This is a genomic window from Mycobacterium shinjukuense (assembly GCF_010730055.1).
GTDB classification, from domain to species: Bacteria; Actinomycetota; Actinomycetes; order Mycobacteriales; family Mycobacteriaceae; genus Mycobacterium; species Mycobacterium shinjukuense.
Map to the genome: position 1 here is coordinate 393,977 of NZ_AP022575.1, position 24,723 is coordinate 418,699.

Annotated in this window: 19 protein-coding genes and 2 pseudogenes; 14 read left to right on the top strand and 7 right to left on the bottom strand. The window is 68.0% G+C overall.

The features are described from left to right. Window position 1: 1 nt before the first annotated feature. Together G6N20_RS01810 and G6N20_RS01815 are read right to left on the bottom strand one after the other, a co-directional pair. The gene (locus tag G6N20_RS01810; protein ID WP_142272084.1) at window positions 2-946 is read right to left on the bottom strand and encodes an Rv1157c family protein; all 945 of its coding nucleotides are present in this window, start codon (window positions 944-946) and stop codon (window positions 2-4) included. Window positions 947-971: 25 nt separating this feature from the next. Next, a complete protein-coding gene (locus G6N20_RS01815) occupies window positions 972-1,676 on the bottom strand; it encodes a hypothetical protein (RefSeq protein ID WP_083049675.1) in 705 nt (234 codons plus the stop codon). 162 nt (window positions 1,677-1,838) lie between these two features. Here G6N20_RS01815 and G6N20_RS01820 point away from each other — a divergent pair, with 162 nt between their 5' ends. Next, window positions 1,839-3,062, top strand: a complete 1,224-nt coding sequence (locus G6N20_RS01820) for a mannosyltransferase (protein ID WP_083049671.1) — start codon at window positions 1,839-1,841, stop codon at window positions 3,060-3,062. Here the strand turns inward: G6N20_RS01820 and G6N20_RS01825 are convergent. Further along, window positions 3,040-3,324: a 4a-hydroxytetrahydrobiopterin dehydratase gene (locus G6N20_RS01825; protein ID WP_083049669.1), complete on the bottom strand. Its 285-nt coding sequence runs from the start codon at window positions 3,322-3,324 to the stop codon at window positions 3,040-3,042. The genes G6N20_RS01820 and G6N20_RS01825 overlap by 23 nt on opposite strands. Window positions 3,325-3,351: 27 nt before the next feature. Here G6N20_RS01825 and G6N20_RS01830 point away from each other — a divergent pair, with 27 nt between their 5' ends. From G6N20_RS01830 to G6N20_RS01865, 9 genes and pseudogenes are all read left to right on the top strand, one after another. Continuing rightward, a complete protein-coding gene (locus G6N20_RS01830; protein ID WP_083049666.1) occupies window positions 3,352-3,747 on the top strand; it encodes a (deoxy)nucleoside triphosphate pyrophosphohydrolase in 396 nt (131 codons plus the stop codon). A 53-nt stretch (window positions 3,748-3,800) separates the two neighbouring features. Then, window positions 3,801-3,914: pseudogene (locus G6N20_RS20910) on the top strand (hypothetical protein); the annotation flags it as partial. A gap of 117 nt (window positions 3,915-4,031) precedes the next feature. Further along, window positions 4,032-5,188: pseudogene (locus tag G6N20_RS01835) on the top strand (IS30 family transposase). Between the two features lie 101 nt (window positions 5,189-5,289). Further along, a complete protein-coding gene (gene typA / locus G6N20_RS01840; protein WP_083050691.1) occupies window positions 5,290-7,164 on the top strand; it encodes a translational GTPase TypA in 1,875 nt (624 codons plus the stop codon). A 4-nt stretch (window positions 7,165-7,168) separates the two neighbouring features. Next, window positions 7,169-9,073 (top strand): ABC transporter family substrate-binding protein, encoded by a 1,905-nt coding sequence (locus G6N20_RS01845; RefSeq protein ID WP_083050694.1) that lies wholly within the window; start codon window positions 7,169-7,171, stop codon window positions 9,071-9,073. 136 nt (window positions 9,074-9,209) lie between these two features. Continuing rightward, window positions 9,210-10,364, top strand: coding sequence for a PE family protein (locus G6N20_RS01850; RefSeq protein ID WP_083050697.1), 1,155 nt, complete (start codon window positions 9,210-9,212; stop codon window positions 10,362-10,364). Window positions 10,365-10,579: 215 nt separating this feature from the next. Beyond that, window positions 10,580-11,473: an N-acetyl-1-D-myo-inositol-2-amino-2-deoxy-alpha-D-glucopyranoside deacetylase gene (gene mshB / locus G6N20_RS01855; RefSeq protein WP_083050700.1), complete on the top strand. Its 894-nt coding sequence runs from the start codon at window positions 10,580-10,582 to the stop codon at window positions 11,471-11,473. Between the two features lie 14 nt (window positions 11,474-11,487). Further along, window positions 11,488-11,640: a hypothetical protein gene (locus G6N20_RS01860; RefSeq protein WP_158084786.1), complete on the top strand. Its 153-nt coding sequence runs from the start codon at window positions 11,488-11,490 to the stop codon at window positions 11,638-11,640. After that, window positions 11,592-12,080: a hypothetical protein gene (locus G6N20_RS01865; protein ID WP_083050703.1), complete on the top strand. Its 489-nt coding sequence runs from the start codon at window positions 11,592-11,594 to the stop codon at window positions 12,078-12,080. Before G6N20_RS01860 ends, G6N20_RS01865 begins: the two co-directional genes overlap by 49 nt. On the opposite strand, the gene G6N20_RS21650 is transcribed toward G6N20_RS01865, so the two are convergent. Then, window positions 12,046-12,924 carry a PE family protein gene (locus G6N20_RS21650; protein WP_083050706.1) on the bottom strand — a complete coding sequence of 293 codons (879 nt, stop codon included), beginning with the start codon at window positions 12,922-12,924 and terminating at the stop codon, window positions 12,046-12,048. The two genes, G6N20_RS01865 and G6N20_RS21650, sit on opposite strands and share 35 nt — an antisense overlap. A gap of 125 nt (window positions 12,925-13,049) precedes the next feature. Here G6N20_RS21650 and G6N20_RS01875 point away from each other — a divergent pair, with 125 nt between their 5' ends. The 3 genes from G6N20_RS01875 (at window position 13,050) to G6N20_RS20930 (ending at window position 20,977) form a co-directional block, all read left to right on the top strand. Further along, a complete protein-coding gene (locus G6N20_RS01875) occupies window positions 13,050-15,602 on the top strand; it encodes a bifunctional FO biosynthesis protein CofGH (protein ID WP_083050709.1) in 2,553 nt (850 codons plus the stop codon). 286 nt (window positions 15,603-15,888) lie between these two features. Beyond that, on the top strand, window positions 15,889-17,337 hold the full coding sequence (locus G6N20_RS21655; RefSeq protein ID WP_163662743.1) for a cellulose binding domain-containing protein: 1,449 nt from the start codon (window positions 15,889-15,891) through the stop codon (window positions 17,335-17,337). A 22-nt stretch (window positions 17,338-17,359) separates the two neighbouring features. After that, complete coding sequence (locus tag G6N20_RS20930) at window positions 17,360-20,977, top strand: cellulose binding domain-containing protein (RefSeq protein ID WP_163662746.1); 3,618 nt, start codon at window positions 17,360-17,362, stop codon at window positions 20,975-20,977. Between the two features lie 80 nt (window positions 20,978-21,057). On the opposite strand, the gene G6N20_RS01890 is transcribed toward G6N20_RS20930, so the two are convergent. From G6N20_RS01890 to G6N20_RS01900, 3 genes are all read right to left on the bottom strand, one after another. Next, window positions 21,058-21,390 carry a hemophore-related protein gene (locus G6N20_RS01890; protein WP_083050715.1) on the bottom strand — a complete coding sequence of 111 codons (333 nt, stop codon included), beginning with the start codon at window positions 21,388-21,390 and terminating at the stop codon, window positions 21,058-21,060. Between the two features lie 207 nt (window positions 21,391-21,597). Continuing rightward, on the bottom strand, window positions 21,598-23,628 hold the full coding sequence (locus G6N20_RS01895) for an NADPH-dependent 2,4-dienoyl-CoA reductase (protein ID WP_083050718.1): 2,031 nt from the start codon (window positions 23,626-23,628) through the stop codon (window positions 21,598-21,600). Continuing rightward, entirely contained in the window at window positions 23,625-24,194 is a 570-nt protein-coding gene (locus tag G6N20_RS01900; protein WP_083050721.1) for a PadR family transcriptional regulator, read from the bottom strand. Before G6N20_RS01900 ends, G6N20_RS01895 begins: the two co-directional genes overlap by 4 nt. 201 nt (window positions 24,195-24,395) lie before the next feature. On the opposite strand from G6N20_RS01900, the gene fdxA reads away from it, so the two are divergent. Beyond that, window positions 24,396-24,722 carry a ferredoxin gene (gene fdxA / locus G6N20_RS01905; protein ID WP_083050724.1) on the top strand — a complete coding sequence of 109 codons (327 nt, stop codon included), beginning with the start codon at window positions 24,396-24,398 and terminating at the stop codon, window positions 24,720-24,722. Window position 24,723: the final 1 nt, after the last annotated feature.

A 24,723-nucleotide genomic window follows, 5' to 3' on the forward strand; every position in this document is an offset into this window, starting at 1 on the left:
GTCAGGGCACCACCGTCGAGCCGATGGTGGGCATGAACTGGCATTGCCGGTCCTTGGTGGTGACCTGCCCGAAGATCGTTGACATGATGCTGCCCGAGCCGGTGTCGACGATCGCCGTCAACGTCGTGGGCCCGTCGGGGTTGATGTCGGCGCGCGGGCGCAGCGTGGCGCTGCCGGATCTGCCGGTGGTCAGGTTCACCCAGGTGACATTCAGCGGCAGCCGCTGCACCTCCGCGGGCCCGGGGGTGCCGACCGCGGTGAACACGTAGGCGGTCTGGCCGGGCCCGGGTCCGGGGGCCGGGATCGTGGCCGGGCCCGCCACCGACAGCGCCGTGGCGATCGAGTTGGCGCCGTCCCCCAGGCAGTTGGGACCGATGGCGGGGTAGATGAAGTCTTGCGTGGGTGGGGCGTCCGGACCGAAACCCGGGGCGGCCGCCGGGGCTGGCGCCGGTGCCGCGACGGGGCCGGGTGCCGGGGCGGCCGCCGGCGGGCCGGCCGTCGGTTCCGCGACGGGGCCGGGGCCGGCGGCGTGGGCCGGATCGACCCCGGTCGGCAGGTGCGCCTGCATGCCGGGCTGCACACCCAACGGCGGCAGGTGCGGAACCGTGTCGGCGGCGGTGGATGGGTCGGCGACGAACTGGTTCACCGACGAGGCGACGGTCTTGGACTCGGCGGGGACCGCGGGGTTGTGCGCGAACGCCTGGGCGGCGGCCATCAGCAGCCGGGTCGCCTGCGCGGGGTCGCCGGCCGCCTGCTGAATGATGGGACTCAACTGGGCTAACGCCGGCAGCCCCGGCAGCTGTTGGGTGGGGTCGGGCGGCGGTGTCGCCGGGTCGGCTGCCGCGTTCGGACACATCACGAACGCGGCAGCCGAGGTGACGGCGACGGCAACCAGGCCTCGGTACAGACGCCACGTGCTTGCCACGGTGTTCTCCCGGTCTTGGATGGGCGGTCGGCCGTCTCACCGAGGCTCAAGGCAGCGCGGCGAGCAAGGTCTGCGGCTGGTTGGACGGTGCGGCCGGGGCGGGGGTCCCAGCGCCTGGCAATCCCGGAATGACGCCCGATGTCAGCGCCGGCAGCGTCGCCTGGGCGAGCCCGGGAATCGCCTGCGCCAATCCGGGAAGCGCCGCCGTCGGCGCCGCGGGAGCCGCCGGTGTGGTGATGCCCGGGATCGGTGTGTTCACCCCGGGAATGGCCGGAACCGTCGCGGGCGCGGGTTCGGCTGCCGCCGGTGCGGTGATGCCCGGGATCGGCGTGTTCACCCCGGGAATGGCCGGAACCGCCGCGGGCGCGGGCGCCGCCGGCGCCGCCGGCGCGGTGATCCCCGGGATGGGCGTGGTCACCCCCGGAATGGCCGGGTTCACCGCCGGCGCGGTGGCCGGTGCGGCGGGGACGGCCGGGGTCAGCCCGGGAAGGATCGAGGTTGCCCCGGCCACGGCCGGCGCCGGGTCCGGCGATCGGGGGGCGCTGACCGGCGGGGTAGCGCCGAGAGCCGTCGCCAGGTTTTGCAGGATCTGCGGCGCGTTGGCCGCCGAACTGATCAGCTGCTGAGGAATGTTGGGGGCGGGCGCCGGCGCCGGACCCGGGTCCGCGTGGGCGATACCGCCCGTCAGCAGTGCGGCGGACGAACCGACCAGAATGGCGGCGGCGCGTACGTACGTCCAGATGGTTGGCATGACTCTCCCTGGTTGAAGGTGACAGGTCCCGAGGCCGAAGCTATCGCGGTACAAATGTGACTCAAGTGACACGTGTGGCATTTATGCGATCGTTACGGAGCCGAGCGGTCGCGGTGACCGGGCACCCGACGTGGTGTCCGCGGCGTCGCTAAAGTCGGGCGCATAGACACCAGCTTGGCCGCCGCGGCGGCAACCACCAGCCGGCGGCTGGCGGCGGGCGCGCCGCTGCTGCTGGTGCTCAGCGTCGCCGCACGGTTTGCCTGGACATACCTGATGCCCAACGGCGCCAACTTCGTCGATCTGCACGTCTACGTCGGTGGCGCCGCGGCGCTGGACCATCCCGGCACGCTGTACAGCTACGTCTACGCCGACCAGACGCCGGACTTCCCGCTGCCGTTCACCTATCCGCCGTTCGCGGCGCTGGTCTTCTACCCCCTGCATCTGCTGCCGTTTGGCCTGGTCGGCCTGCTGTGGCAGGTCGCGACGATGGTTGCGCTGTACGGTGCGGTGCGGATCAGCCAGCGCTTGCTGGCCCCCGCCGGCGCCAACGGCACCGGTGGCCGCGCAGCGATGGCCTGGACGGCGGTCGCCATCTGGGTCGAGCCGCTGCGCAGCACCTTCGACTACGGGCAAATCAACGTGCTGCTGATGCTGGCGGCGCTGTGGGCGGTCTACACCGCGCGGTGGTGGCTGTCGGGTCTGCTGGTCGGTGTGGCGGCCGGCATCAAGCTGACCCCGGCGATCACCGCCGTCTACCTCGTCGGGGTGCGGCGGTGGCGCGCGGCCCTGTTCTCGGGAGTCGTGTTCCTGGCCACCATCGCGGTGTCCGTGCTGGTCATCGGTGAGCAGGCCCGCTTCTACTTCACCGACCTGCTGGGCGATGCCGGCCGGGTCGGCCCGATCGCCACCTCGTTCAACCAATCCTGGCGCGGCGCGATCTCCCGGATCCTGGGCCACGACGCCGGTTTGGGGCCGCTGGTGTTGGCCGCGGTCACCGCCACCGCGGTCGTGGCCCTGCTGGCCTGGCGGGCGCTGGAGGAGTCCGATCGGCTGGGCCGGCTGCTGGTCGTGGAAATGTTCGGCCTGGTGCTGTCGCCGATCTCGTGGACCCACCATTGGGTGTGGCTGGTGCCGCTGATGATCTGGTTGCTGCACGGGCCGCCGCGCAAGCGGCTGGGCGCCCGGATCGTGGGCTGGGGCTGGTTGGTGCTGACCATCGTCGGGCTGCCGTGGTTGCTCAGCTTCGCCCAACCGACGATCTGGCAGATCGGCCGGCCCTGGTATCTGGCCTGGGCCGGGCTGGTCTACCCGGTGGCGACGCTGGCGACCCTGGGCTGGATCGCGGCCACCTGTCGACGACCGGTCAGCGCCCCAGCAGCGCGTTGATGTCGCGCGCCATGTCGATGTCGCTGTGCGTGATACCGCCCACAGCATGCGTGACCAGCACGAAAGTCACAGTCCGCCAACGGATATCGATATCCGGGTGATGATCCTTGACCTCGGCGTGCTCGGCCACCCGGCGCACCGCGTCGATGCCGTCCAGAAACGTCGGAAACTTGATCGACCGGCGCAGGACACCACCGGCGCGTTTCCACCCGGGCAGGTCGGACAGCGCGGCGTCCACTTGCTCATCCGTTAACACAGCCATACCTGGAACGGTATACCGTCACTGGCCATGCCGACCCAGATCGTCGTCGCCGGGGCCATCATCCGCGGTGACGCCGTCTTGGTGGCGCAACGGGCGCGCCCACCGGAGTTAGCCGGCCGCTGGGAACTTCCCGGCGGCAAGGTCGCGCCCGGTGAACCCGAGCACGCCGCGCTGGCTCGCGAGCTGGCCGAGGAGTTGGGACTTCACGTCGACGACATCGCGGTCGGCGACCGCCTGGGCGACGATATTCCGCTGGACGACACCACGACACTGCGCGCCTATCGCGTGCGGCTGATCCGCGGCCGGCCGCACCCGCGCGACCACACCGCGCTGCGCTGGGTGCCAGCGGCCGAGCTGCCCGACGTCGACTGGGTGCCCGCCGACCGGGGCTGGCTTGCGGACCTGCGCCGAGCGTGCATCTAGGGCGACGACACGCCGCTTAGCCTCAAGTGATCGCTGCAACACCTGACCGAGAGGTGTTGGTGCTGCATGGGTTACCAGACGGGGTTTCGGGGTCCGGGGGATCGGGTGCCGGATGGGGTGCGGGAGAAGTTCTGGAAGGCGCTGCAATCGGGGCTATCACCGACGGCGGCGGCCACGGTGGCCGGGGTGGCGGGTTTGACGGGCCGGAAATGGGCCAAGGCCGCGGGGTATCAGACCAATCCGAAGCACTACGGCATCCGGTACTCGGCCGAGGTCAGGGATGCATTCTGGGAGGCGCTGCGCACGGGGGCGACGCCGACGCAGGCGGCGGTAATCGCCGGCGTGTCGGAGCACACCGCTCTGCGCTGGGTCGATCAGGCTGGATACGTGCCGAGAACACCTATTCCTGCTGGTGAAGAGCCCGACGCGGCGTCGCGGTCGATGTCGTTTGTCGAACGTTGCCGATTAGAGGAGCTACTCGTCGCGGGGTATACGCAGGCTGGGGCCGCGCGACTGTTGGGACGGCATCCATCCACGATTGGTCGGGAGGTATGCCGGGGGGCGACGAGCTGTGGGTACCGTGCCCGCATCGCCCAGGACGCCGTTGACGCCAACCGCGCCCGCCCCAAGGCGCGCAAGCTGGAGTCCAGGCCGGCGCTGTTGGCCGAGGTTGTGCGACGCTTGCAGCAGCGGCACAGCCCCGAGCAGATCGCCGGGCGGCTGCGTGAGGACTTCCCCGACGATCCGGAGATGTGGGTGTCACACGAGACGATCTACCAGGCAATGTACGTCCAGCCCGCGGGAACTGGCCCGGCAGGTCAAGACCGCGCTGCGCACCGGAAGGACGCAACGAAAACCGCAGGGCCGCAAAGATATAGAAGACCGCAACCGGTTCAAGGCAGGCATGGTCAACATCAGTGAGCGACCCGCCGAGGCCGACGACCGGGCCATCCCAGGCCACTGGGAAGGCGACCTGATCATCGGCGCCAACAGCGGTTCGGCGATAGGGACCCTGGTGGAGCGCACCACCGGGTTCGTGATGCTGCTGCACTTACCCGGTGACCACACCGCCGCCACCGTCGCCGAGGCCATCACCGCAAAGATCCCCGACATCCCCGAAATCCTGCGCAGATCGTTGACCTGGGACCAAGGCGCCGAGATGGCGCTGCACACCAAGATCACCGAGGCCACCGGGCTGCCGATCTACTTCTGCGACCCACACAGCCCCTGGCAACGCGGCACCAACGAGAACACCAACGGCCTGCTTCGCCAGTACTTCCCCAAAGGCACCGACCTGTCCTTCCACGGACCCGGGATCCTCGACAACGTCGCCGCCGAACTCAACGCCCGACCCCGCAAACGTCTCGGCTGGCGCACCCCCGCCGAAGAACTCGACCGACTACTCTCAGACCCGTCCACTTTTGTTGCAGCGACCGCCTGAATCCACGCCGGCCGGGACCGCCCTGAATGCACGCTGGATGAGCCGCCCAGGCCGTGGGCTCAGTTCGCTATCCGGGGCCGCCCGCTGCCACAATCACCGACGTGCCATTCCGCAACGTCGCCATCGTCGCGCACGTCGACCACGGCAAGACCACCCTGGTCGACGCGATGCTGCGGCAGTCGGGAGCGCTACCGGCACGTGGCGAACCGCAGGAACGCGTGCTGGACACCGGCGACCTGGAGCGCGAAAAAGGCATCACCATCTTGGCCAAGAACACCGCCGTGCACCGTCATCACGGCGACGGAACCGTCACCGTCATCAACGTGATTGACACCCCCGGGCACGCCGACTTCGGCGGCGAGGTGGAGCGCGGGCTGTCCATGGTCGACGGGGTGCTGCTGCTGGTCGACGCCGCCGAGGGCCCGCTGCCGCAGACCCGGTTCGTGCTGCGCAAGGCGCTGGCCGCCCGGCTGCCGGTGATCCTGGTGGTCAACAAGACCGATCGCCCTGACGCCCGCATCGCCGAGGTGGTGGAGGCCAGCCACGACCTGCTGCTCGACGTCGCCGCGGACCTCGACGACGCGGCCGCGAAGGCCGCCGAGCATGCGCTGGGCCTGCCGACGCTGTACGCATCCGGGCGCGCCGGTGTCGCGAGCACCACGCCGCCACCCGATGGCCGGGTTCCCAACGGCACCAACCTGGATCCGCTGTTCGATGTCCTCGAAGCGCACGTCCCGCCGCCCAACGGCGACCCGGACGCGCCGTTGCAGGCGCTGGTCACCAACCTGGACGCGTCGACCTTTCTGGGCCGGCTGGCGTTGATCCGCATCTACAACGGGCGCATCCGCAAGGGTCAGCAGGTCGCCTGGTTACGGGAAGCGGGTGTGGCGACCGCCAGGATCACCGAGTTGCTGGCCACCGAAGGCGTGGAACGCAAACCAACCGACGAAGCCGTCGCCGGCGATATCGTCGCCGTGGCCGGCCTGCCGGACATCATGATCGGCGACACCCTGGCGGATCTTGCCAATCCTGTTGCGCTGCCCAGGATTATCGTGGACGAGCCGGCGATATCGGTCACCATCGGCACCAACACGTCCCCGTTGGCCGGCAAGGTGGGTGGCCACAAGCTCACCGCGCGCCTGGTGCGCAACCGGTTGGACGCCGAGCTGGTGGGCAACGTGTCGATCCGGGTGATCGACATCGGCCGCCCGGACGCGTGGGAGGTGCAGGGCCGTGGCGAGCTGGCGCTGGCCGTGCTGGTCGAGCAGATGCGTCGGGAGGGCTTCGAATTGACCGTCGGCAAGCCGCAGGTGGTGACCAAGACCATCGACGGCAAGCTGCATGAGCCGTTCGAGGCGATGACCGTCGACTGCCCGGAGGAGTATGTCGGGGCGGTCACCCAGCTGATGGCCGGCCGCAAGGGCCGCATGGTGGAGATGGCCAACCACACCACGGGCTGGGTGCGAATGGACTTCGTGGTTCCCAGCCGCGGCCTGATCGGCTGGCGCACCGACTTCCTCACCGAGACCCGCGGCACCGGCGTCGCGCATGCGGTGTTCGACGGCTACCGACCGTGGGCAGGCGAGATTCGGGCCCGGCGCAGCGGGTCGCTGGTATCGGACCGGTCCGGCACCATCACCGCGTTCGCCCTGCTGCAGCTCGCCGATCGGGGTCAGTTCTTCGTCGAGCCCGGGCAGGACACCTACCAGGGCATGGTGGTCGGGATCAACCCGCGCCCCGACGATCTCGACATCAACGTCACCCGCGAGAAGAAGCTGACCAACATGCGATCGTCGACCGCCGATGTCATCGAGACACTGGCCAAGCCGCTGGAACTCGACCTGGAACGGGCCTTGGAGTTCTGTGCCCCCGACGAATGCGTCGAGGTGACCCCCGAGATCGTGCGGGTGCGCAAGGTCGAACTAGACGTGACCGCGCGGGCCCGCGGCCGGGCCCGCACCAAGGCCCGGGGATAGCCTGATGGGCGTGCCGAGCCCAGTCCGCCGCGTCTGCAGGACGGTTGGCGCGCTGGTCGCACTGCTGGGTGTGGTGTTGTCGGCGTGCACGGTCAGCCCGCCGCCGGCGCCGCAAAGCACCGACACGCCGCACACCACGCCACCACCGCCGCCGCACCCCACGCAGATCATCATGGCCATCGACTCGATCGGCGCGGGGTTCAACCCGCATCTGCTGTCCGACCTGTCGCCGGTCAACGCCGCGATCAGCGCGCTGGTGTTGCCCAGCGCGTTTCGGCCGGTGCCCGATCCCAGTTCGCCGACCGGTTCGCGCTGGGAAATGGACCCGACACTGTTGGTGTCGGCCGAGGTGACCAGTGAAAACCCGTTCACCGTGACGTACAAGATCCGGCCCGAGGCGCAGTGGACCGACAACGCGCCGATCGCCGCCGACGACTTCTGGTACCTGTGGCGGCAGATGGTCAGCCAGCCGGGGGTGGTCGATCCGGCCGGCTACGACCTGATCACCGGTGTCCAGTCACTCGAGGGCGGCAAGCAGGCCGTGGTCACCTTCGCCGAGCCGTATCCGGCGTGGCGGGAGTTGTTCAACAACATCCTGCCGGCCCACATCGTCAAGGATGCGCCCGGCGGCTTCGCGGCCGGGCTGGCCCGGGCGCTGCCGGTCACCGGTGGACAGTTCCGGGTGGAAAACATCGACCCGCAGCGCGACGAGATCCTGATCGCCCGCAATGACCGCTACTGGGGGCCGCCCGCCAAACCCGGCCTCATTCAGTTCCGCCGGGCTGGGGCGCCGGCCGCGCTGGCCGATTCGGTGCGCAACGGCGACACCCAGGTGGCCCAGGTGCACGGCGGGTCGGCGGCGTTCGCTCAACTGTCCGCCATCCCCGACGTGCGAACCGCCCGGATCGTGACCCCGCGGGTCATGTCGCTCACGCTGCGCGCAAACCTGCCCAAGCTGGCCGACGGGCAGGTCCGCAAGGCGATATTGGGGTTGCTCGACGTCGACCTGCTCGCCGCCGTGGGCGCCGGCAGCGACAACACCGTCACCTTGGACCAGGCGCAGATCCGTTCACCCAGCGACCCGGGGTATGTGCCGACCGCGCCGCCGGCGATGAGCACGGCGGCGGCGCTGGGGCTGTTGTCGGCCGCCGGATTCCAGATCGAAACCAACACGTCGGCTTCGCCGGCGCCGCCGGGCCCCGGTTCCGCGACCACTCCGGTGAGCACCGGGCCACCGGAAGTCATCCGCGGCCGGATCAGCAAGGACGGCAAACAGCTGTCGCTGGTGATCGGCGTGGCGGCCAACGATCCGACCTCGGTGGCAGTGGCCAACACCGCCGCCGACCAGCTGCGCAACGTCGGGATCGCGGCGAGCGTGCTGGCGCTGGACCCGGTGACGCTGTATCGGGACGCGGTGAACGACAACCGAGTGGACGCCATCGTGGGCTGGCATCAGGCCGGCGGGAATCTGGCGACGTTGTTGGCGTCGCGGTTCGGCTGTCCCGCGTTGCAGGCGACGGCCCTCTCGGCGGGTGCGCCGGCGACGACCCCCGCGGGGCCCGCCGCGACGACGCCGCCCGCGACCCCGGACACCGCTATGCCGACGCCGGCCACCCCGAGCCGCCCACCCGAGCCCGGCGCGCTGGTGAAAGCGCCGTCGAATCTCACCGGAATCTGCGATCGCAGTATCCAGTCGAACATCGATGCCGCGCTCAACGGCACCAAGAACATCAACGACGTGATCACCGCGGTCGAACCGCGGCTGTGGAACATGTCCACGGTGTTGCCGATTTTGCAGGACACCACGATCGTCGCGGCCGGCCCGAGCGTGCAGAACGTCAGCCTGTCCGGTGCGGTGCCGGTCGGCATCGTCGGCGACGCCGGCCAGTGGGTCAAAACCGGGCAATAACAGCGTCCACTGGTCGGGGCGGGTTTCGCCAAAGCGGAAAGCCATCGGGTGGATGGTGATACCGTCTGCTCACTGCCGATGGGCCGCACGACTGGGCCGGCGTGTGGTCGATAGCGCTGAGCCGTGGGAGGTGCGGATGTCATTTCTTATCGCCTCGCCGGAGATGGTTTCTGCGGCGGCAACCGAGTTGGCCAGCGTTGGTTCGACGATAACTGGGGCCAACAGTGCGACGGCAGCGGCGACAACCGAGGTGATACCGGCGGCCCTTGATGAGGTGTCGGCGGGGATCGCGGCAATCTTCGCCGAGCACGGCCGGGTGTACCAGGCACTCGGCGCCCAGGCGGCGGCATTTCATGACCGGTTCGTGCGGGCGCTGAACGCGGGTGCGAGCGCCTACGCCGGCGCTGAGGCCAACGCAGCGCACGCCCTGGGGGGTGCGGTCCCCGGGACCGTCCAGGCGCTGGCCGCAAGCACGCCGGGCAGTCTGTTGCAGCAACTTGAGACGGCGCAGATCGACTTCAACACCAACCTGGTCAACAGCGAGCTCACCTTCAACAAGGCGCTGGTGGCCAACGAGGTGGCTTGGGAGAAGGCCATCTTCGGAACCGACAGCGCCCTCAACGGGGTCATCAACCGCGGTTTCAACGTCGCCAACCTGCTGGTGGGCACCGGCCAGCAAACCATCAACACCCTGGTCGGTGCGCCAGTCCCGACGAACTTCACGTCCACGCTGCTCCTCGGCGGCTCGGCCCAGGTCTTCAACGACGGGCAGATCGGCGGTCCGTTGGGTGCCTTCGACCAAAGCTTGGTGCTCGGCGCGGATCTCGCCGGCCTCGTCGTCAGCGGTCCACCCGCCCAGGCGGTGCTGAGCGTACTCCCCGAGCCCACCCGGGCAATGGTGTTGCATGCGCCGGGCGAGCTCTTGCAGCAACTCGAGACGGCGCAGATCAACTACAACAGCGGTCTCGTCAGCAACGAGCTCAGCTTCAACCATGCGTTGCTGGCCAACGAGGTGGCTTGGGAGAAGGCCATCTTCGGAACCGACAGCGCCCTCAACGGGGTCGTCAACCGCAGTTTCAACGTCGTCAACCTGCTGGTGGGCACCGGCGAGCTGGCCCTCAACGGCCTTTCCGGCGCGCAAGTCCCCCAACCCGCCTTTACTCAGAGCCTGCTCACCGGCAGCTCGGCCCAGGTCTTCAATGGCGGCCAGATTGGCGGCCTGGTGGGTGTGTTCGATCAGAGCTTGCTGGTCGGTGCGGACCTCGTTGGCCTCATCACGGGTCAGGCCTGACGGCGTGCGTGCGGTGCCGGCCGCTGTGGCGGGATGACGATGTCGACGATCAGCGCCAGCTCCCGGCGGTTGGGTGGGACGCCGGTAAACGGTCAGCCTGCCGTAGCCCACCGAAGCCGGTTCGGCCAAGGTCGCCACGTACCGCGGGTGTTCGAGCGCCTCGCCGCGGTGGCGGCTCCGGCCGGCCGTCATCCGCCGCCCGGTAGGGTGCGTCCATGCCCGAGACGCCTCGGCTGCTGTTCGTGCACGCCCACCCCGACGACGAGAGCCTCAGCAACGGCGCCACCATCGCCCACTACACCGCCCGCGGCGCGCGGGTCGAGGTCGTCACCTGCACGCTGGGTGAAGAGGGCGAGGTCATCGGTGACCGCTGGGCACAACTGGCCGTCGACCACGCGGATCAGCTCGGCGGCTACCGCATCGGCGAGCTGACGGCGGCGTTGCGCGCGCTGGGGGTCGGTGCACCCCATTACCTGGGCGGCGCCGGTCGCTGGCGAGACTCCGGCATGGCCGATACGCAGCCGCGCCGGCCACGCAGGTTCGTCGACGCCGACGAGCGGGAGGTGGTCGGGGAATTGGTCGCGACCATTCGGCGGCTGCGGCCGCATGTCGTGGTCACCTACGACCCCAACGGCGGCTACGGGCATCCCGACCACGTGCACGCCCACGCCGTCACCACGGCCGCGGTAGCCCGGGCCGGCGCCGGGGCCGGCGACCATCCGGGTGACCCGTGGACGGTGCCGAAGTTCTACTGGACGGTCTTCGGCCTGAGCGCCTTTGCTGCGGGCGCTCGCGCCCTGGGCCCCGAGGATCTGCGACCCGAGTGGGTGCTGCCGTCGGCGGACGAGATCCACTTCGGATACGCCGACGGCCGCATCGATGCCGTCATCGAGGCCGATGCGGACGCGCACGCCGCCAAGGTCGCGGCGCTCGCCGCCCATGCCACCCAGGTCGTGATCGGCCCGACCGGCCGCGCCTGTGCCTTGTCCAACAATCTCGCCCTGCCCATCCTGGCGCAGGAGCATTACGTTCTGGCCGCCGGGTCCGCGGGGGCTCGCGACGAGCGCGGCTGGGAAACAGACCTGCTGGCCGGACTTGGTTTCAGCTAAGTTGGCCAGGCGGTATGCTGCTGCTGCTGCCCCATCAGGCAGCCACGGAAGGAATTCGAATGGACCCCGACCTGGATCCCAACCTGCAGCATTGGCAGGACCGTCTGGACAGCCTGCAGTGGGTCATCGGCTCGATCCTGTCGCAGCTCGACAGCGTCCCGACCTGACCGAAACCCAGCCGCCCGCCGCTGACGAGGGCGGCGCGACAGATCCAGCCATCCGGTTCGTCGTCTTGGCGCTGTTGGCGGTCGACGGCGCGTTGTCCGCGGTGGTCGGCGCGCTGCTGATGCCTTGGTATATCGGCGCGATTCCCTTTCCGGTCAGCGCTTTGATCAGTGGATTGGTCAACGCCGCCCTGGTCTGGGCCGCCGGGCACTGGACCGGGTCGCCGCGGGTGGCCGCGTTGCCGTTGTGGACGTGGCTGTTGACGGTGGTGGTGATGGTGGTGGGCGGGCCGGGCGACGATGTCATCCTGGGCGGTCGGGGACCGATGGCCCACGGCGCCTTGATCCTCATCGTGCTGGGCGCCGCGCCGCCGGCGTGGGTGCTGCGGCGGCACCGAGTCAGCCGGGCTACGGCAACGGCGGCAGCGGCGGGAGGAAGCTGAGCAGCCAGTTGATCTCGGTGATGATGAACTGGGTGAGCGACGCGTCGGTGGCCGCCCAGAGGTTGCTCAGCCCTTGACTAAAAGTGATGGTCCCATCCAGCCAGTCCAGCGTGTTGAACAGAGCGCTCTGGACGATCGGTTCGAACAGGTAGTACAAGAACATGATCTGCGGCGCCAGGATGCCGACATAGGGCAGCCAGCCCGCCGCCCACGAGGCGAGCAGGAAGCCGTACTCCACCCACGGCTCGACGGCAAGGTAGAAATTCTCGATGGCGGTGGCGACCGATACCGGGATGACAGCCGCCGCTGCGGCACTGGCCACGGGCTGCAGGAGCGCGTTGCCGGCGGCCAGGGCGCCGGTCCCGCCGGTGGGCGCCAGCGCCGCAGCGCCGGCGCCGATGTTGGCTGCGGCCGCTCCGCCGAGGACGCTGGAGCCCCCCGTCCCGGCGAACACGTTTTGGAGTTGGCTCACCACATTGGGCGCGATGCCGCTTTGGTCAATCATCGGTTGCCCCAGCAGCTTTTCGGCGGGCGAGGTCAGCGCGTTCACCAAGTTCTGCGCGGCGCTGGCCTCGGTGGCCGCATACGCGTTCGCGCTGGCGTTCAGGGCCTGCGCGAACTGGTCATGAAACGCCGCGAATTGCGCGCTGAGCTGCTGATACCCCTGGCCATACGAGGAAAACAGCGCGGCGACCTGCGCGGAAACCTGGTCGGCGGCGGCCGCCATGACTCCCGTCGTCGGCGATGCCGCCGCGGCGTTGGCCGCGTTGATGGTCGAACCGATTCCGGCGATCTCCGAAGCCGCCGCCGTCAGCGCCGGCGGCGCCGCGTGCACAAACGACATCTGGTGACACCCCCTGCGTCGGTTCACCGTATGGTATCGCGACCAGCGGTGCAGGGTGCTGGAGTCAACAAACACCCTGCTGGTCAGTGGCGTGCGGGCGGTGGCCTGCCGCTACTGTTGCGAACATGGCACCCACCGCCCTGCCTTGCCCGGTCGTTCCGCCCAAGGCCGATGCTTCCGCGCTGCGCCGGGTACTGCGGCGGGCCCGCGACGGTGTCCTGCTGAACGTCGATGAGGCGGCCGTCGCCATGACCGCGCGCGGCGACGCGCTGGCCGACCTGTGCGCGAGCGCGGCGCGGGTGCGTGACGCGGGCCTCACGTCGGCCGGACGTCGCGGGGCGGGCGGGCGATTGCCGATCAGCTATTCGCGTAAGGTGTTCATCCCGGTCACCCGGCTATGCCGGGACAAGTGCCACTACTGCACGTTCGTCGCCGTGCCGGGCAAACTGCGCGCCGAAGGCGCCGGCATGTACCTGGAGCCCGACGAAATACTCGAGGTCGCCCGCCGCGGCGGCGAACTCGGTTGCAAGGAAGCATTATTCACCCTCGGGGACCGTCCGGAGGCGCGCTGGCCGGAGGCGCGCGAGTGGCTTGGCCAACGAGGCTACGACTCCACCCTGTCGTACGTGCGGGCGATGGCGATCCGGGTGCTGGAGGAGACCGGGCTGTTGCCGCACCTGAACCCCGGGGTGATGAGCTGGTCGGAGATGTCGCGGCTGAAGCCGGTGGCGCCGTCGATGGGCATGATGCTGGAGACGACGTCGCGCCGGCTGTTCGAAACCAAGGGTCTGGCGCACTACGGTAGCCCCGACAAAGACCCAGCGGTGCGGCTGCGGGCCTTGACCGACGCCGGCCGGTTGTCCATTCCGTTCACCACCGGTCTGTTGGTCGGCATCGGCGAGACGCTGTCCGAGCGTGCCGCAACCTTGCATGCGATCCGCAAGTCGCACAAGGAGTTCGGGCATATCCAAGAAGTGATCGTGCAGAACTTCCGCGCCAAGGAACACACCGCGATGGCCGCCTTTCCCGACGCGGGGATCGAGGACTACTTGGCGACGGTGGCGGTGGCGCGGCTGGTGCTCGGCCCGGGCATGCGGATCCAGGCGCCACCGAACCTGGTGTCCCGCAACGAGTGCCTGGCGCTGGTCGGCGCCGGTGTCGACGACTGGGGCGGTGTCTCACCGCTGACCCCCGACCATGTCAACCCCGAACGGCCGTGGCCGGCCGTGGATGAGCTGGCCGCGGTCACCGCGGAGGCCGGTTATGAGCTGGTGCAGCGGTTGACCGCCCAACCCAAGTACGTGCTGGCAGGCGCCGCCTGGATCGACCCCCGGGTGCGGAAATATGTTCTGGCGCTGGCCGATCCGGCGACCGGTTTTGCCCGCGACGGCAATCCGGTGGGCATGCCGTGGCAGGAACCCGACGAGGTGGAGTCCTGCGGCCGGGTGGACCTCAACGCGGCAATCGACACCGCGGGCCGCAACACGCAAACCCGCAGCGACCTCGACAGCGCGTTCGGCGACTGGGAATCGATCCGCGCGCAGGTGCACGAGTTGGCGGTCCGCGCACCCGAGCGCATCGACACCGATGTGCTTGCCGCGCTGCGGTCTGCCGAACGCGATCCCGCCGGCTGCACCGACGAGGAGTACCTGACATTGGCGACCGCCGACGGTCCAGCCTTGGATGCCGTTGCCGCACTGGCTGATTCGTTGCGCCGCGACGTGGTCGGCGATGACGTGACCTTCGTGGTCAACCGCAACATCAACTTCACCAACATCTGTTACGTCGGCTGCCGGTTCTGCGCGTTCGCCCAGCGCAAGGGTGACGCCGACGCCTACTCGTTGTCGACCGCCGAGGTTGCCGAACGCGCGTGGCAGGCGCACCTGGCCGGTGCGACCGAGGTCTGCATGCAGGGTGGCATCGACCCGGAGCTGCCGGTCACCGGTTACGCCGATCTGGTTCGCGCCGTCAAGGCGCGGGTGCCGTCCATGCACGTGCACGCGTTTTCCCCAATGGAGATCGCCAACGGTGTGACCAAGAGCGGGTTGAGCATTCGCGAGTGGCTGATCGGCCTGCGCGAGGCCGGGCTGGACACCATCCCAGGTACCGCCGCCGAGATTCTCGACGACGAGGTGCGTTGGGTGCTCACCAAGGGCAAGTTGCCGAGCTCGCTGTGGATCGAGATCGTGACCACCGCGCATGAGGTGGGTCTGCGGTCGTCGTCGACGATGATGTACGGCCATGTCGACAGCCCGCGGCACTGGGTCGCCCACCTCAACGTGCTGCGCGCCATCCAGGACCGTACCGGCGGTTTCACCGAGTTCGTGCCGCTGCCGTTCGTGCACCAGAATTCGCCGCTGTATCTCGCCGGAGCGGCGCGGCCCGGCCCGACCCATCGCGACAACCGTGCGGTGCACGCGCTGGCGCGGATCATGCTGCACGGCCGCATCGCCCACATCCAGACCAGCTGGGTGAAACTCGGCGTGGACGGCACGCGAGTGATGCTCAACGGCGGCGCCAACGACCTGGGCGGCACGCTGATGGAGGAGACCATCTCGCGGATGGCCGGCTCCGAGCACGGGTCGGCCAAGACCGCTGCCGAGCTGGTCGCGATCGCTGAAGGGATCGGACGGCCCGCGCGGCAGCGCACCACCACCTACGCCCCGTTGGCGGCGTAGCGTCGCCTGGTGACCGACGCCGCCCGTCTAGATGACCAGGTGCAGCGGCTGGTGGTCGCCGAATCCTCAGACCGGGGTATGTAGATCGAGGAGAGCTCCTTCGACTTGCTTGGCGTCGGTTGCCAAGATCAGCCGATGACCGGCCTTTCCCGGCTTTGACGGGCCGGCGTCGGCGAGTCCCTCGTACACCACCATCCTGGACGAATCCGCGGGACGAAGTTAACAATGTTGGCCACAAGGCTCCTCGATGCGTGGCTCGGTCGTGACCAGTCGATCGGAGGCGGGCATGTCGTTTGTGATCGCGGATCCTGGGATGGTGGTGGCCGCGGCGACGGACTTGGAGGCCGTCCGTTCTGCGTTGAACGCGGCCAATGCGGCGGCAAGTCAGACGACCAAGGTGGTGGCGATGGCCGCCGATGATGTGTCGGCGGCCATCGCGGCGTGGTTCGACACGTACGCCCGGGAATATCAAGCGGTGAACGCCCGAGCGGCAGCGTTTCACGCCCAGTTTGTGCAGACCTTGACCGCGAGTGCGGGGTCATATGCGGGCACCGAGGTGGCCAATGCGTCGCCGTTGCAGAGCACCGCGCAGGAGGCGCCGGGCACGGTGAATGCGCCCGCCGAGGGTAACGGTGGTTCGCTGATAGGCAAGGTCGGTGTCGGCGAGTCGGCCGTTGCGAGCGTGAACGGCGGCGCGGGCGGCGGGCAGGCCGCCACCAGCGCCGCGGTCGTCAGCCCGAATCCAGGCAATGTGACGAGCAACGCGGAGAGCGGCACGAGCAGCACCGCCCCCAGCGGCATCGCGGCCAGCGGCATCGCGGCCAGCGGCATCGCGGCCAGCGGTGGCGGGACCACCGGCGGGGGGGTGGGGGTGACGTATGCGGTGACGTCGCAGTGGGATGGCGGGTTTGTGGCGCAGTACACGATCACCAATTCGGGTGAGGCTGCGTTGAGCAATTGGCGGGTCGAATTCGATTTGCCCGCAAACGAATCCATCACCAGTGTGTGGAACGGACAGCTTGCCCAGGCTGACACGCACTACGTGCTGACTCCGGAGTCGTGGACGCAGACGATTGCGCCGGGCGGTTCGGTCGTTGTTGGTTTCCAGGCCGCGCAGACCGGCGCCTACTCGCCGCCGACGAATGTGTCCGTCAACGGCGAACCAGTCAGCGGCACCACCAGCGGCGGTGGCACCACCAGCGGCGGTGGCACTACTACCGGCGGTGGCACCACTACCGGCGGTGGCACCACTAGCGGTGGTGGCACCACTAGCGGCGGTGGCACCAGCGGGGCGATGTCGGGGGAGTTCTCGCCTTATATCGATATGACGTTGTGGCCGCCGTTGACCAACGCCAACGCTGTGGCCCTGGCTGACGCGGGAGTCGACGACGCCACGCTGGCCTTCATCGTCAGCGGCGCAGGCAACCAGCCGGCCTGGGGTGGGGTGTATTCGCTGACCGACCCGGTGATCACCTCGCAGATCTCGGCCCTGCGGGGTGCGGGTATCGATCCGACCATCTCGTTCGGCGGTGCCAATGGCGTGGATCTGGCGTATACCGCTCCCAGCGCCACCGTGCTGGCCGAGCAGTACGAGTCGGTGGTGAGCGCCTTCGGAATTTACAAGTTCGACTTCGACGTCGAAGGGGGGATGCAGGCCAACACTGCGGTGCTGACCAAACAGGCGCAGGCGATCGCGATGCTGCAGGCGGAGCAGGCGGCTGCGGGCACCGGTTGAAGTTTCCTACACCCTTCCGGTATTGCCGACGGGTTTGACCCACGACGGGTTGGGGGTGCTGCAGATCGCTAAGGCTAACGGTGTGAACATCACCCGGGTCAACATCATGGCCATGGACTACGGCGAGAGTTTCCATCAGGGCGGAAACCCCGACATGGGTGACCTCGCGATCCAGGCGGCGCAGTCGGTCCATGGTCAGTTGATGACGCTGTATCCCTCGCTGTCCAGTGAGCAGGCGTGGGAGATGATCGGGGTGACGCCCATGATCGGAATCAACGACGTGATGAGCGAGGTCTTCACCGTCGAGGATGCCCACCAGTTGGTTGCTTTCGCCGATCAGAACGACATCGGTGAGCTGGGCTTTTGGTCGGTCGCCCGGGACACCACGGGCCAATTGGGTGTCGTTTCACCCAATGGCAGCGGAGTGGAACAAGACCCCCTTGAGTACTCCAAGGTCTTCGCCCAGTTCGACGGCAGCGGCGGTGACACTACCGGCGGCGGTACCAGCGGCGGTGACACCAGCGGCGGTGACACCAGCGGCGGTGACACTGGCGGCGGTACCAGCGGCGGTGACACCAGCGGCGGTGACACTGGCGGCGGTGACACCAGCGGCGGTACCAGCGGTGGCGGGACCACCGGCGGGGGGGTGGGGGTGACGTATGCGGTGACGTCGCAGTGGGATGGCGGGTTTGTGGCGCAGTACACGATCACCAATTCGGGTGAGGCTGCGTTGAGCAATTGGCGGGTCGAATTCGATTTGCCCGCAAACGAATCCATCACCAGTGTGTGGAACGGACAGCTTGCCCAGGCTGACACGCACTACGTGCTGACTCCGGAGTCGTGGACGCAGACGATTGCGCCGGGCGGTTCGGTCGTTGTTGGTTTCCAGGCCGCGCAGACCGGCGCCTACTCGCCGCCGACGAATGTGTCCGTCAACGGCGAACCAGTCAGCGGCACCACTAGCGGCGGTGGCACCACCAGCGGCGGTGGCACTACTACCGGCGGTGGCACTACCACCGGCGGGGGCACCACTAGTGGCGGTGGCACCACTAGCGGCGGTGGCACCACTAGCGGCGGTGGCACCAGCGGGGCGATGTCGGGGGAGTTCTCGCCTTATATCGATATGACGTTGTGGCCGCCGTTGACCAACGCCAACGCTGTGGCCCTGGCTGACGCGGGAGTCGACGACGCCACGCTGGCCTTCATCGTCAGCGGCGCAGGCAACCAGCCGGCCTGGGGTGGGGTGTATTCGCTGACCGACCCGGTGATCACCTCGCAGATCTCGGCCCTGCGGGGTGCGGGTATCGATCCGACCATCTCGTTCGGCGGTGCCAATGGCGTGGATCTGGCGTATACCGCTCCCAGCGCCACCGTGCTGGCCGAGCAGTACGAGTCGGTGGTGAGCGCCTTCGGAATTTACAAGTTCGACTTCGACGTCGAAGGGGGGATGCAGGCCAACACTGCGGTGCTGACCAAACAGGCGCAGGCGATCGCGATGCTGCAGGCGGAGCAGGCGGCTGCGGGCACCCCGGTTGAAGTTTCCTACACCCTTCCGGTATTGCCGACGGGTTTGACCCACGACGGGTTGGGGGTGCTGCAGATCGCTAAGGCTAACGGTGTGAACATCACCCGGGTCAACATCATGGCCATGGACTACGGCGAGAGTTTCCATCAGGGCGGAAACCCCGACATGGGTGACCTCGCGATCCAGGCGGCGCAGTCGGTCCATGGTCAGTTGATGACGCTGTATCCCTCGCTGTCCAGTGAGCAGGCGTGGGAGATGATCGGGGTGACGCCCATGATCGGAATCAACGACGTGATGAGCGAGGTCTTCACCGTCGAGGATGCCCACCAGTTGGTTGCTTTCGCCGATCAGAACGACATCGGTGAGCTGGGCTTTTGGTCGGTCGCCCGGGACACCACGGGCCAATTGGGTGTCGTTTCACCCAATGGCAGCGGAGTGGAACAAGACCCCCTTGAGTACTCCAAGGTCTTCGCCCAGTTCGACGGCAGCGGCGGTGACACTACCGGCGGCGGTACCAGCGGCGGTGACACCAGCGGCGGTACCAGCGGCGGTGACACCAGCGGCGGCGGTACCAGTGGCGGTGACACTGGCGGCGGTACCAGCAGCGGCGGTGACACCAGCGGCGGTGACACTGGCGGCGGTACCAGCGGCGGTGACACCAGCGGCGGTGACACTGGCGGCGGTGACACCAGCGGCGGTACCAGCGGTGGCGGGACCACCGGCGGGGGGGTGGGGGTGACGTATGCGGTGACGTCGCAGTGGGATGGCGGGTTTGTGGCGCAGTACACGATCACCAATTCGGGTGAGGCTGCGTTGAGCAATTGGCGGGTCGAATTCGATTTGCCCGCAAACGAATCCATCACCAGTGTGTGGAACGGACAGCTTGCCCAGGCTGACACGCACTACGTGCTGACTCCGGAGTCGTGGACGCAGACGATTGCGCCGGGCGGTTCGGTCGTTGTTGGTTTCCAGGCCGCGCAGACCGGCGCCTACTCGCCGCCGACGAATGTGTCCGTCAACGGCGAACCAGTCAGCGGCACCACCAGCGGCGGTGGCACCACCAGCGGCGGTGGCACTACTACCGGCGGGGGCACCACCACCGGCGGGGGCACCACCACCGGCGGTGGCACCACTAGCGGCGGTGGCACCACTAGCGGCGGTGGCACCAGCGGGGCGACGTCGGGGGAGTTCTCGCCGTATGTCGACATGACGCTGTGGCCGAAGTTCGATTACGTCAGCGCTGCCAACGCGGGAATCGACGATGTCACCCTCGGCTTCATCGTGACCGGCGCCGACGGCAACCCATCTTGGGGCACTTTCTACTCGCTCGACGACCCCTGGGTTACCTCCGCGATGGCCGAAATGCGACAAAACGGCATCGACCCAACCATTTCTTTCGGCGGCGCGGCCAACCAGTCTCTCGCTGTTACCGCTCCGAACGCCACCGCGCTGGCCTCGGACTACAAGCTGGTCACGGACACCTACGGAATCTACAAGCTGGACTTCGACATCGAAGGTGCGGCGCTGTATGACATTTCAGCATTGACGAAGCAGGCGCAGGCGGTCGCCATGCTACAAGCGCAGCAGGCCGCTGCCGGTACCCCTGTTAAGGTCTCGTACACCCTGCCGGTGATGCCGACGGGTCTGACCCCCAATGGGGTGCAGGCGCTGCGGATCGCTATCGATAACGGCGTGCACATCGGATATGTCAACATCATGACGATGGACTACTTCGATCCGAGTCTCCAGTACGACGGCAGGATGGGCGACTACGCGATCCAAGCGGCGGAGAACGTTCATAGCCAGTTGATGACGCTGTACCCGTCGATGTCCAGCGAGGCGGTGTGGTCGATGATCAAGGTGACGCCCATGATCGGAGTCAACGACGACCCGCGCGAGATCTTCACCCTCGCCGACGCCGAGAAGCTGGCTGCGTTCGCTGATGAGAAGAACCTTGGGGGGTTGTCCATGTGGTCGGCCAACCGCGATTTCCCAGGCGCGGTGGGCCTCCTTTCAAACACGAGCAGCGGTGTGAGCCAACAGGCTTGGGATTTCAGTGAGATCTTCGATGAGTTCGCGGAGGATGCCGCCGCCGAGCAAATCGCCTCGGGCTGACGCAAGACCCCTGATATGAGGGTGCCACCGGCCACCGGAGAACACCACGGCCCCCGGGTCGGTAGGAAGCGGTTAGCGGGTCAGTAGTTGTTGCAGGAGTTGGCAACCGAAATGACAAGCCCGTAGTACTGGGCAGCACCGGGGATGGCCTGCAGCTGCGCGGCCATCTGCGCGCGCCGCGCCGGCGGCGCCGCCAGGAACGAATGCAGCCAGCCCTGCGCCACCGGTGACGCGTTGAGTTGCGCGGCAGCCCCTGGGTCTTGCGCGTTGAGCGCCGCCATCACCTGCCCGTAGTTGCAGGTGGTGTTGATGACCGCGTCCCCGGGATCCGCGGATGCGACCCCGGCCCCAACGGTCAGCGACATTGCCAGAGCACCTGCGGCGGCACTTACGCCGGCTAACGACAGCCTCATATTCGGACACCTTCCCCATCTATTGCACCGCCAAACATGACGGCGACGACATCTGCCCAGCGGTTGCCGTCTTTGACCAAGGCTACCAGGCCCCGCTGACTTGCTCTTGCCAAAGCTGCTATCGCACACCGCGCAATGGACGTAACTATCTGCAGGTCAGGGGAGTAATCGGGGCCGCGTCAATTGCGACGAGATCGACCAAAGCCACTAAAGCCGGGCCGCCAGCTCGGTACCCTGCCTGATGGCACGCTTGGCGTCCAGTTCGGCGGCATGGTCCGCACCGCCGATGATATGCGGGTCTATGCCATGGCGCCGCAGGTCATTCTCCAGGTCGCGCACCGGCTCCTGCCCGGCGCAGATCACCACGTTGTCCACCGCGAGCAGCCGTGGCCGCTGCCGATCCGGGCCGAAGCTGATCTGCAGGCCGTCGTCGGTGATCCGTTCGTAGTTCACCCCGGAGAGTTGGTGCACGCCTTTGGCCTTCAGCGACGCCCGGTGGACCCAGCCGGTGGTCTTGCCGAGCCGCTTGCCCTGCGGGCCTTCGGAGCGTTGCAGCAGGTACACCTGGCGTGCCGGCGGCGCCGGCACGGGAGCGGTCAGCGCGCCGCGGGCCTCCCGCGGGTCGACGACGCCCCACTCGGCTTTCCAGTCCTTGAGGTTCAGGGTGGGCGAATGTTGGGTGACCAGCAGTTCACTGACGTCGAACCCGATGCCCCCGGCGCCGACCACGGCCACACTGCGCCCGACCGGCTGGACACCGCTGATCGCCTCGGCATAGGTCAACACCTTGGGGTGGTCGATGCCGGGAATGGCCGGGATGCGCGGCGCCACGCCGGTGGCCAAGACGACAGCATCGTAGTGGTCCAAGCCCGTCACCTCGTCGGCCGTCACCCGGGTGCCCAGCCGCACCTCGACGCCGTGCTTGGCCAGCATGGTGGAGAAATACCGGATGGTCTCGCTGAATTCCTCCTTGCCGGGAATGCGGCGGGCCATGTCGAACTGGCCGCCGACGAAATCGTTGGCCTCGAACAGCGTCACCCGGTGGCCCCGTTGGGCGGCGTTGACCGCCGCGGCAAGCCCGGCCGGGCCGGCCCCCACCACCGCCACCGAACGAACCCGCCGAGTCGGGGACAACACCAGCAGCGTCTCGCGTCCGGCACGCGGGTTGAGCAGACACGACGCCGGCTTTTTGACGAAGACGTGGTCGAGGCAGGCCTGATTGCAGGCGATGCAGGTATTGATCTCGTCGGCCCGGTCGGAGTGCGCTTTGCGGACCCACTCCGGGTCGCTTAGCATCGGCCGGGCCATCGATATCAGCCGCACCTGGGTATCGGCCAGGATCTGTTCGGCGGCCTGCGGCATGTTGATGCGGTTAGACGCCATCACCGGGATGCTGACGTGTTCGGCGACGGCGTTGCTGATGTCGACGAACGCGCCGCTGGGCACCGAGGTGACGATCGTCGGCACCCGCGCCTCGTGCCAGCCGAAACCGGAGTTGATGATGGTTGCCCCCGCGGCTTCCACTTCGGTCGCCAGCGCGACGATTTCGTCCCAGGTCTGGCCTTGCTCGACGTAGTCGGCCATCGACATCCGGTAGCAGATGATGAAGTCGGGTCCGACGGCGGCGCGGGTATGGCGCACGATCTCGACCGGGAGCCGGCGGCGGTTGGCGGGGGTACCGCCCCAGGAGTCGGTGCGCTTGTTGGTGCGCGGCGCCAGGAACTGGTTGAGCAGGTACCCTTCGCTGCCCATGATTTCGACCCCGTCGTAGCCGGCTTCGCGGGCCAGCTGCGCGCAGCGGGCGAAATCGGCGATGGTCGCGGCGACGCCGCGCGACGACAACGCCCGCGGGCGGAACGGGTTGATCGGCGCCTTGATCGACGAGGCGCTGACCGAAAGTGGGTGGTACGCGTAGCGTCCGGCGTGCAGGATTTGCAGCAGGATCTTGGCGCCCGCGTCATGCACCGCGTTGGTGATGCGCCGGTGCCGTCGGGCTTGGGCCGAGGACACCAACTCCGAGGCGAACGGGTACAGCCAACCGGTGCGGTTGGGGGCATAGCCGCCGGTAATGATCATCCCGACGCCACCGCGGGCGCGCTCGACGAAGTATTCGGCGAGCCGGTCGATGTGGCGGGCCCGGTCTTCCAGTCCGGTATGCATCGAACCCATGACCACCCGGTTGCGCAAAGTGGTGAATCCAAGGTCCAACGGGGACAGCAGATTTGGGTAGGGACTCATCGTTTATCCTCCAGGGCTTGAGCTACCTCGTCGAGCCATTCGATGGCACTTTCTTCGGCTCGGATTCCGCCGCGCAGCACGAGGTACTGATGCAGCGCGGCGCCACGGAGTGCTGACGGATCGGGAAAGCTGCGTTTCTCGATTCCGCGGTAGGTGTCCAACGCGTCGACGCGTTCGGCGCGCAGCGCGGCGACCTGGCTGCGCAGCGTCGTCCTGTCGCCATATACCGCACCGCGCAGCTTGACGGCCAGGTCGCGGGTGCTGCCGTCGGTCAACGCGCTACCGCGGCCGGGCCTGGTCGGGCTGGGCGGCTCGGCTATCCAGCGGGCCAACTCCGCCCGGCCGCTGTCGGACACCGTGTAGACCTTCTTGTCGGGACGGCCATGCTGGGCCACGGCCGTTGCGTGCACCCAGCCGTTGTCCTCCATCACCCGCAATGTCCGATAGATCTGTTGGTGGGTGGCCGTCCAGAAGTGGCCGATGGAGCGGTCGAATCGGTGGGCCAGCTCGTAACCCGAGCCGGCCTGTTCGGACAGCGACACCAATATCGCGTGGAGGAGCGCCACCCGGGCAGCATAGATGCCACTCCACGTCGCTATGCAACTTGGTGCATATCGGCGTGGGGTGTGCCAATTGCTCGAAGTGTATGTGCAACGTCTAGTATCAGTAACCGAATGTATCGTCGGTAGGAGGCCCGCAGGCTCCGCGGCGAGGCGAACAGCAGCCCACACCGAGCAGTACCTGGAGGACACGTTGAGGAGACGTCCGTGACATACGTGATCGCCGAACCCTGCGTCGACATCAAAGACAAGGCATGCATTGAGGAATGCCCGGTCGACTGCATCTACGAGGGTGCCCGCATGCTGTACATCCACCCCGACGAATGTGTTGACTGCGGTGCCTGCGAACCGGTCTGCCCCGTCGAAGCGATCTACTACGAAGACGATGTGCCCGAACAGTGGAGCCACTACACGCAGATCAACGCCGACTTCTTCGACGAGCTGGGTTCGCCGGGCGGAGCGGCCAAGGTCGGGATGACCGAGAATGACCCGCAGGCCGTCAAGGATCTGCCACCCCAGGGCGAGGGCGACTGAG

What these genes read in the sequence shown, in the direction of transcription:
- G6N20_RS01815 (WP_083049675.1), bottom strand. Translation starts at nt 1,676, where the DNA reads ATGCCAACCATCTGGACGTACGTACGCGCCGCCGCCATTCTGGTCGGT.
- G6N20_RS01825 (WP_083049669.1), bottom strand. Translation starts at nt 3,324, where the DNA reads ATGGCTGTGTTAACGGATGAGCAAGTGGACGCCGCGCTGTCCGACCTG.
- G6N20_RS01830 (WP_083049666.1), top strand. Translation starts at nt 3,352, where the DNA reads ATGCCGACCCAGATCGTCGTCGCCGGGGCCATCATCCGCGGTGACGCC.
- G6N20_RS01845 (WP_083050694.1), top strand. Translation starts at nt 7,169, where the DNA reads ATGGGCGTGCCGAGCCCAGTCCGCCGCGTCTGCAGGACGGTTGGCGCG.
- G6N20_RS01850 (WP_083050697.1), top strand. Translation starts at nt 9,210, where the DNA reads ATGTCATTTCTTATCGCCTCGCCGGAGATGGTTTCTGCGGCGGCAACC.
- mshB (WP_083050700.1), top strand. Translation starts at nt 10,580, where the DNA reads ATGCCCGAGACGCCTCGGCTGCTGTTCGTGCACGCCCACCCCGACGAC.
- G6N20_RS01860 (WP_158084786.1), top strand. Translation starts at nt 11,488, where the DNA reads ATGCTGCTGCTGCTGCCCCATCAGGCAGCCACGGAAGGAATTCGAATG.
- G6N20_RS21650 (WP_083050706.1), bottom strand. Translation starts at nt 12,924, where the DNA reads ATGTCGTTTGTGCACGCGGCGCCGCCGGCGCTGACGGCGGCGGCTTCG.
- G6N20_RS01875 (WP_083050709.1), top strand. Translation starts at nt 13,050, where the DNA reads ATGGCACCCACCGCCCTGCCTTGCCCGGTCGTTCCGCCCAAGGCCGAT.
- G6N20_RS21655 (WP_163662743.1), top strand. Translation starts at nt 15,889, where the DNA reads ATGTCGTTTGTGATCGCGGATCCTGGGATGGTGGTGGCCGCGGCGACG.
- G6N20_RS01890 (WP_083050715.1), bottom strand. Translation starts at nt 21,390, where the DNA reads ATGAGGCTGTCGTTAGCCGGCGTAAGTGCCGCCGCAGGTGCTCTGGCA.
- G6N20_RS01895 (WP_083050718.1), bottom strand. Translation starts at nt 23,628, where the DNA reads ATGAGTCCCTACCCAAATCTGCTGTCCCCGTTGGACCTTGGATTCACC.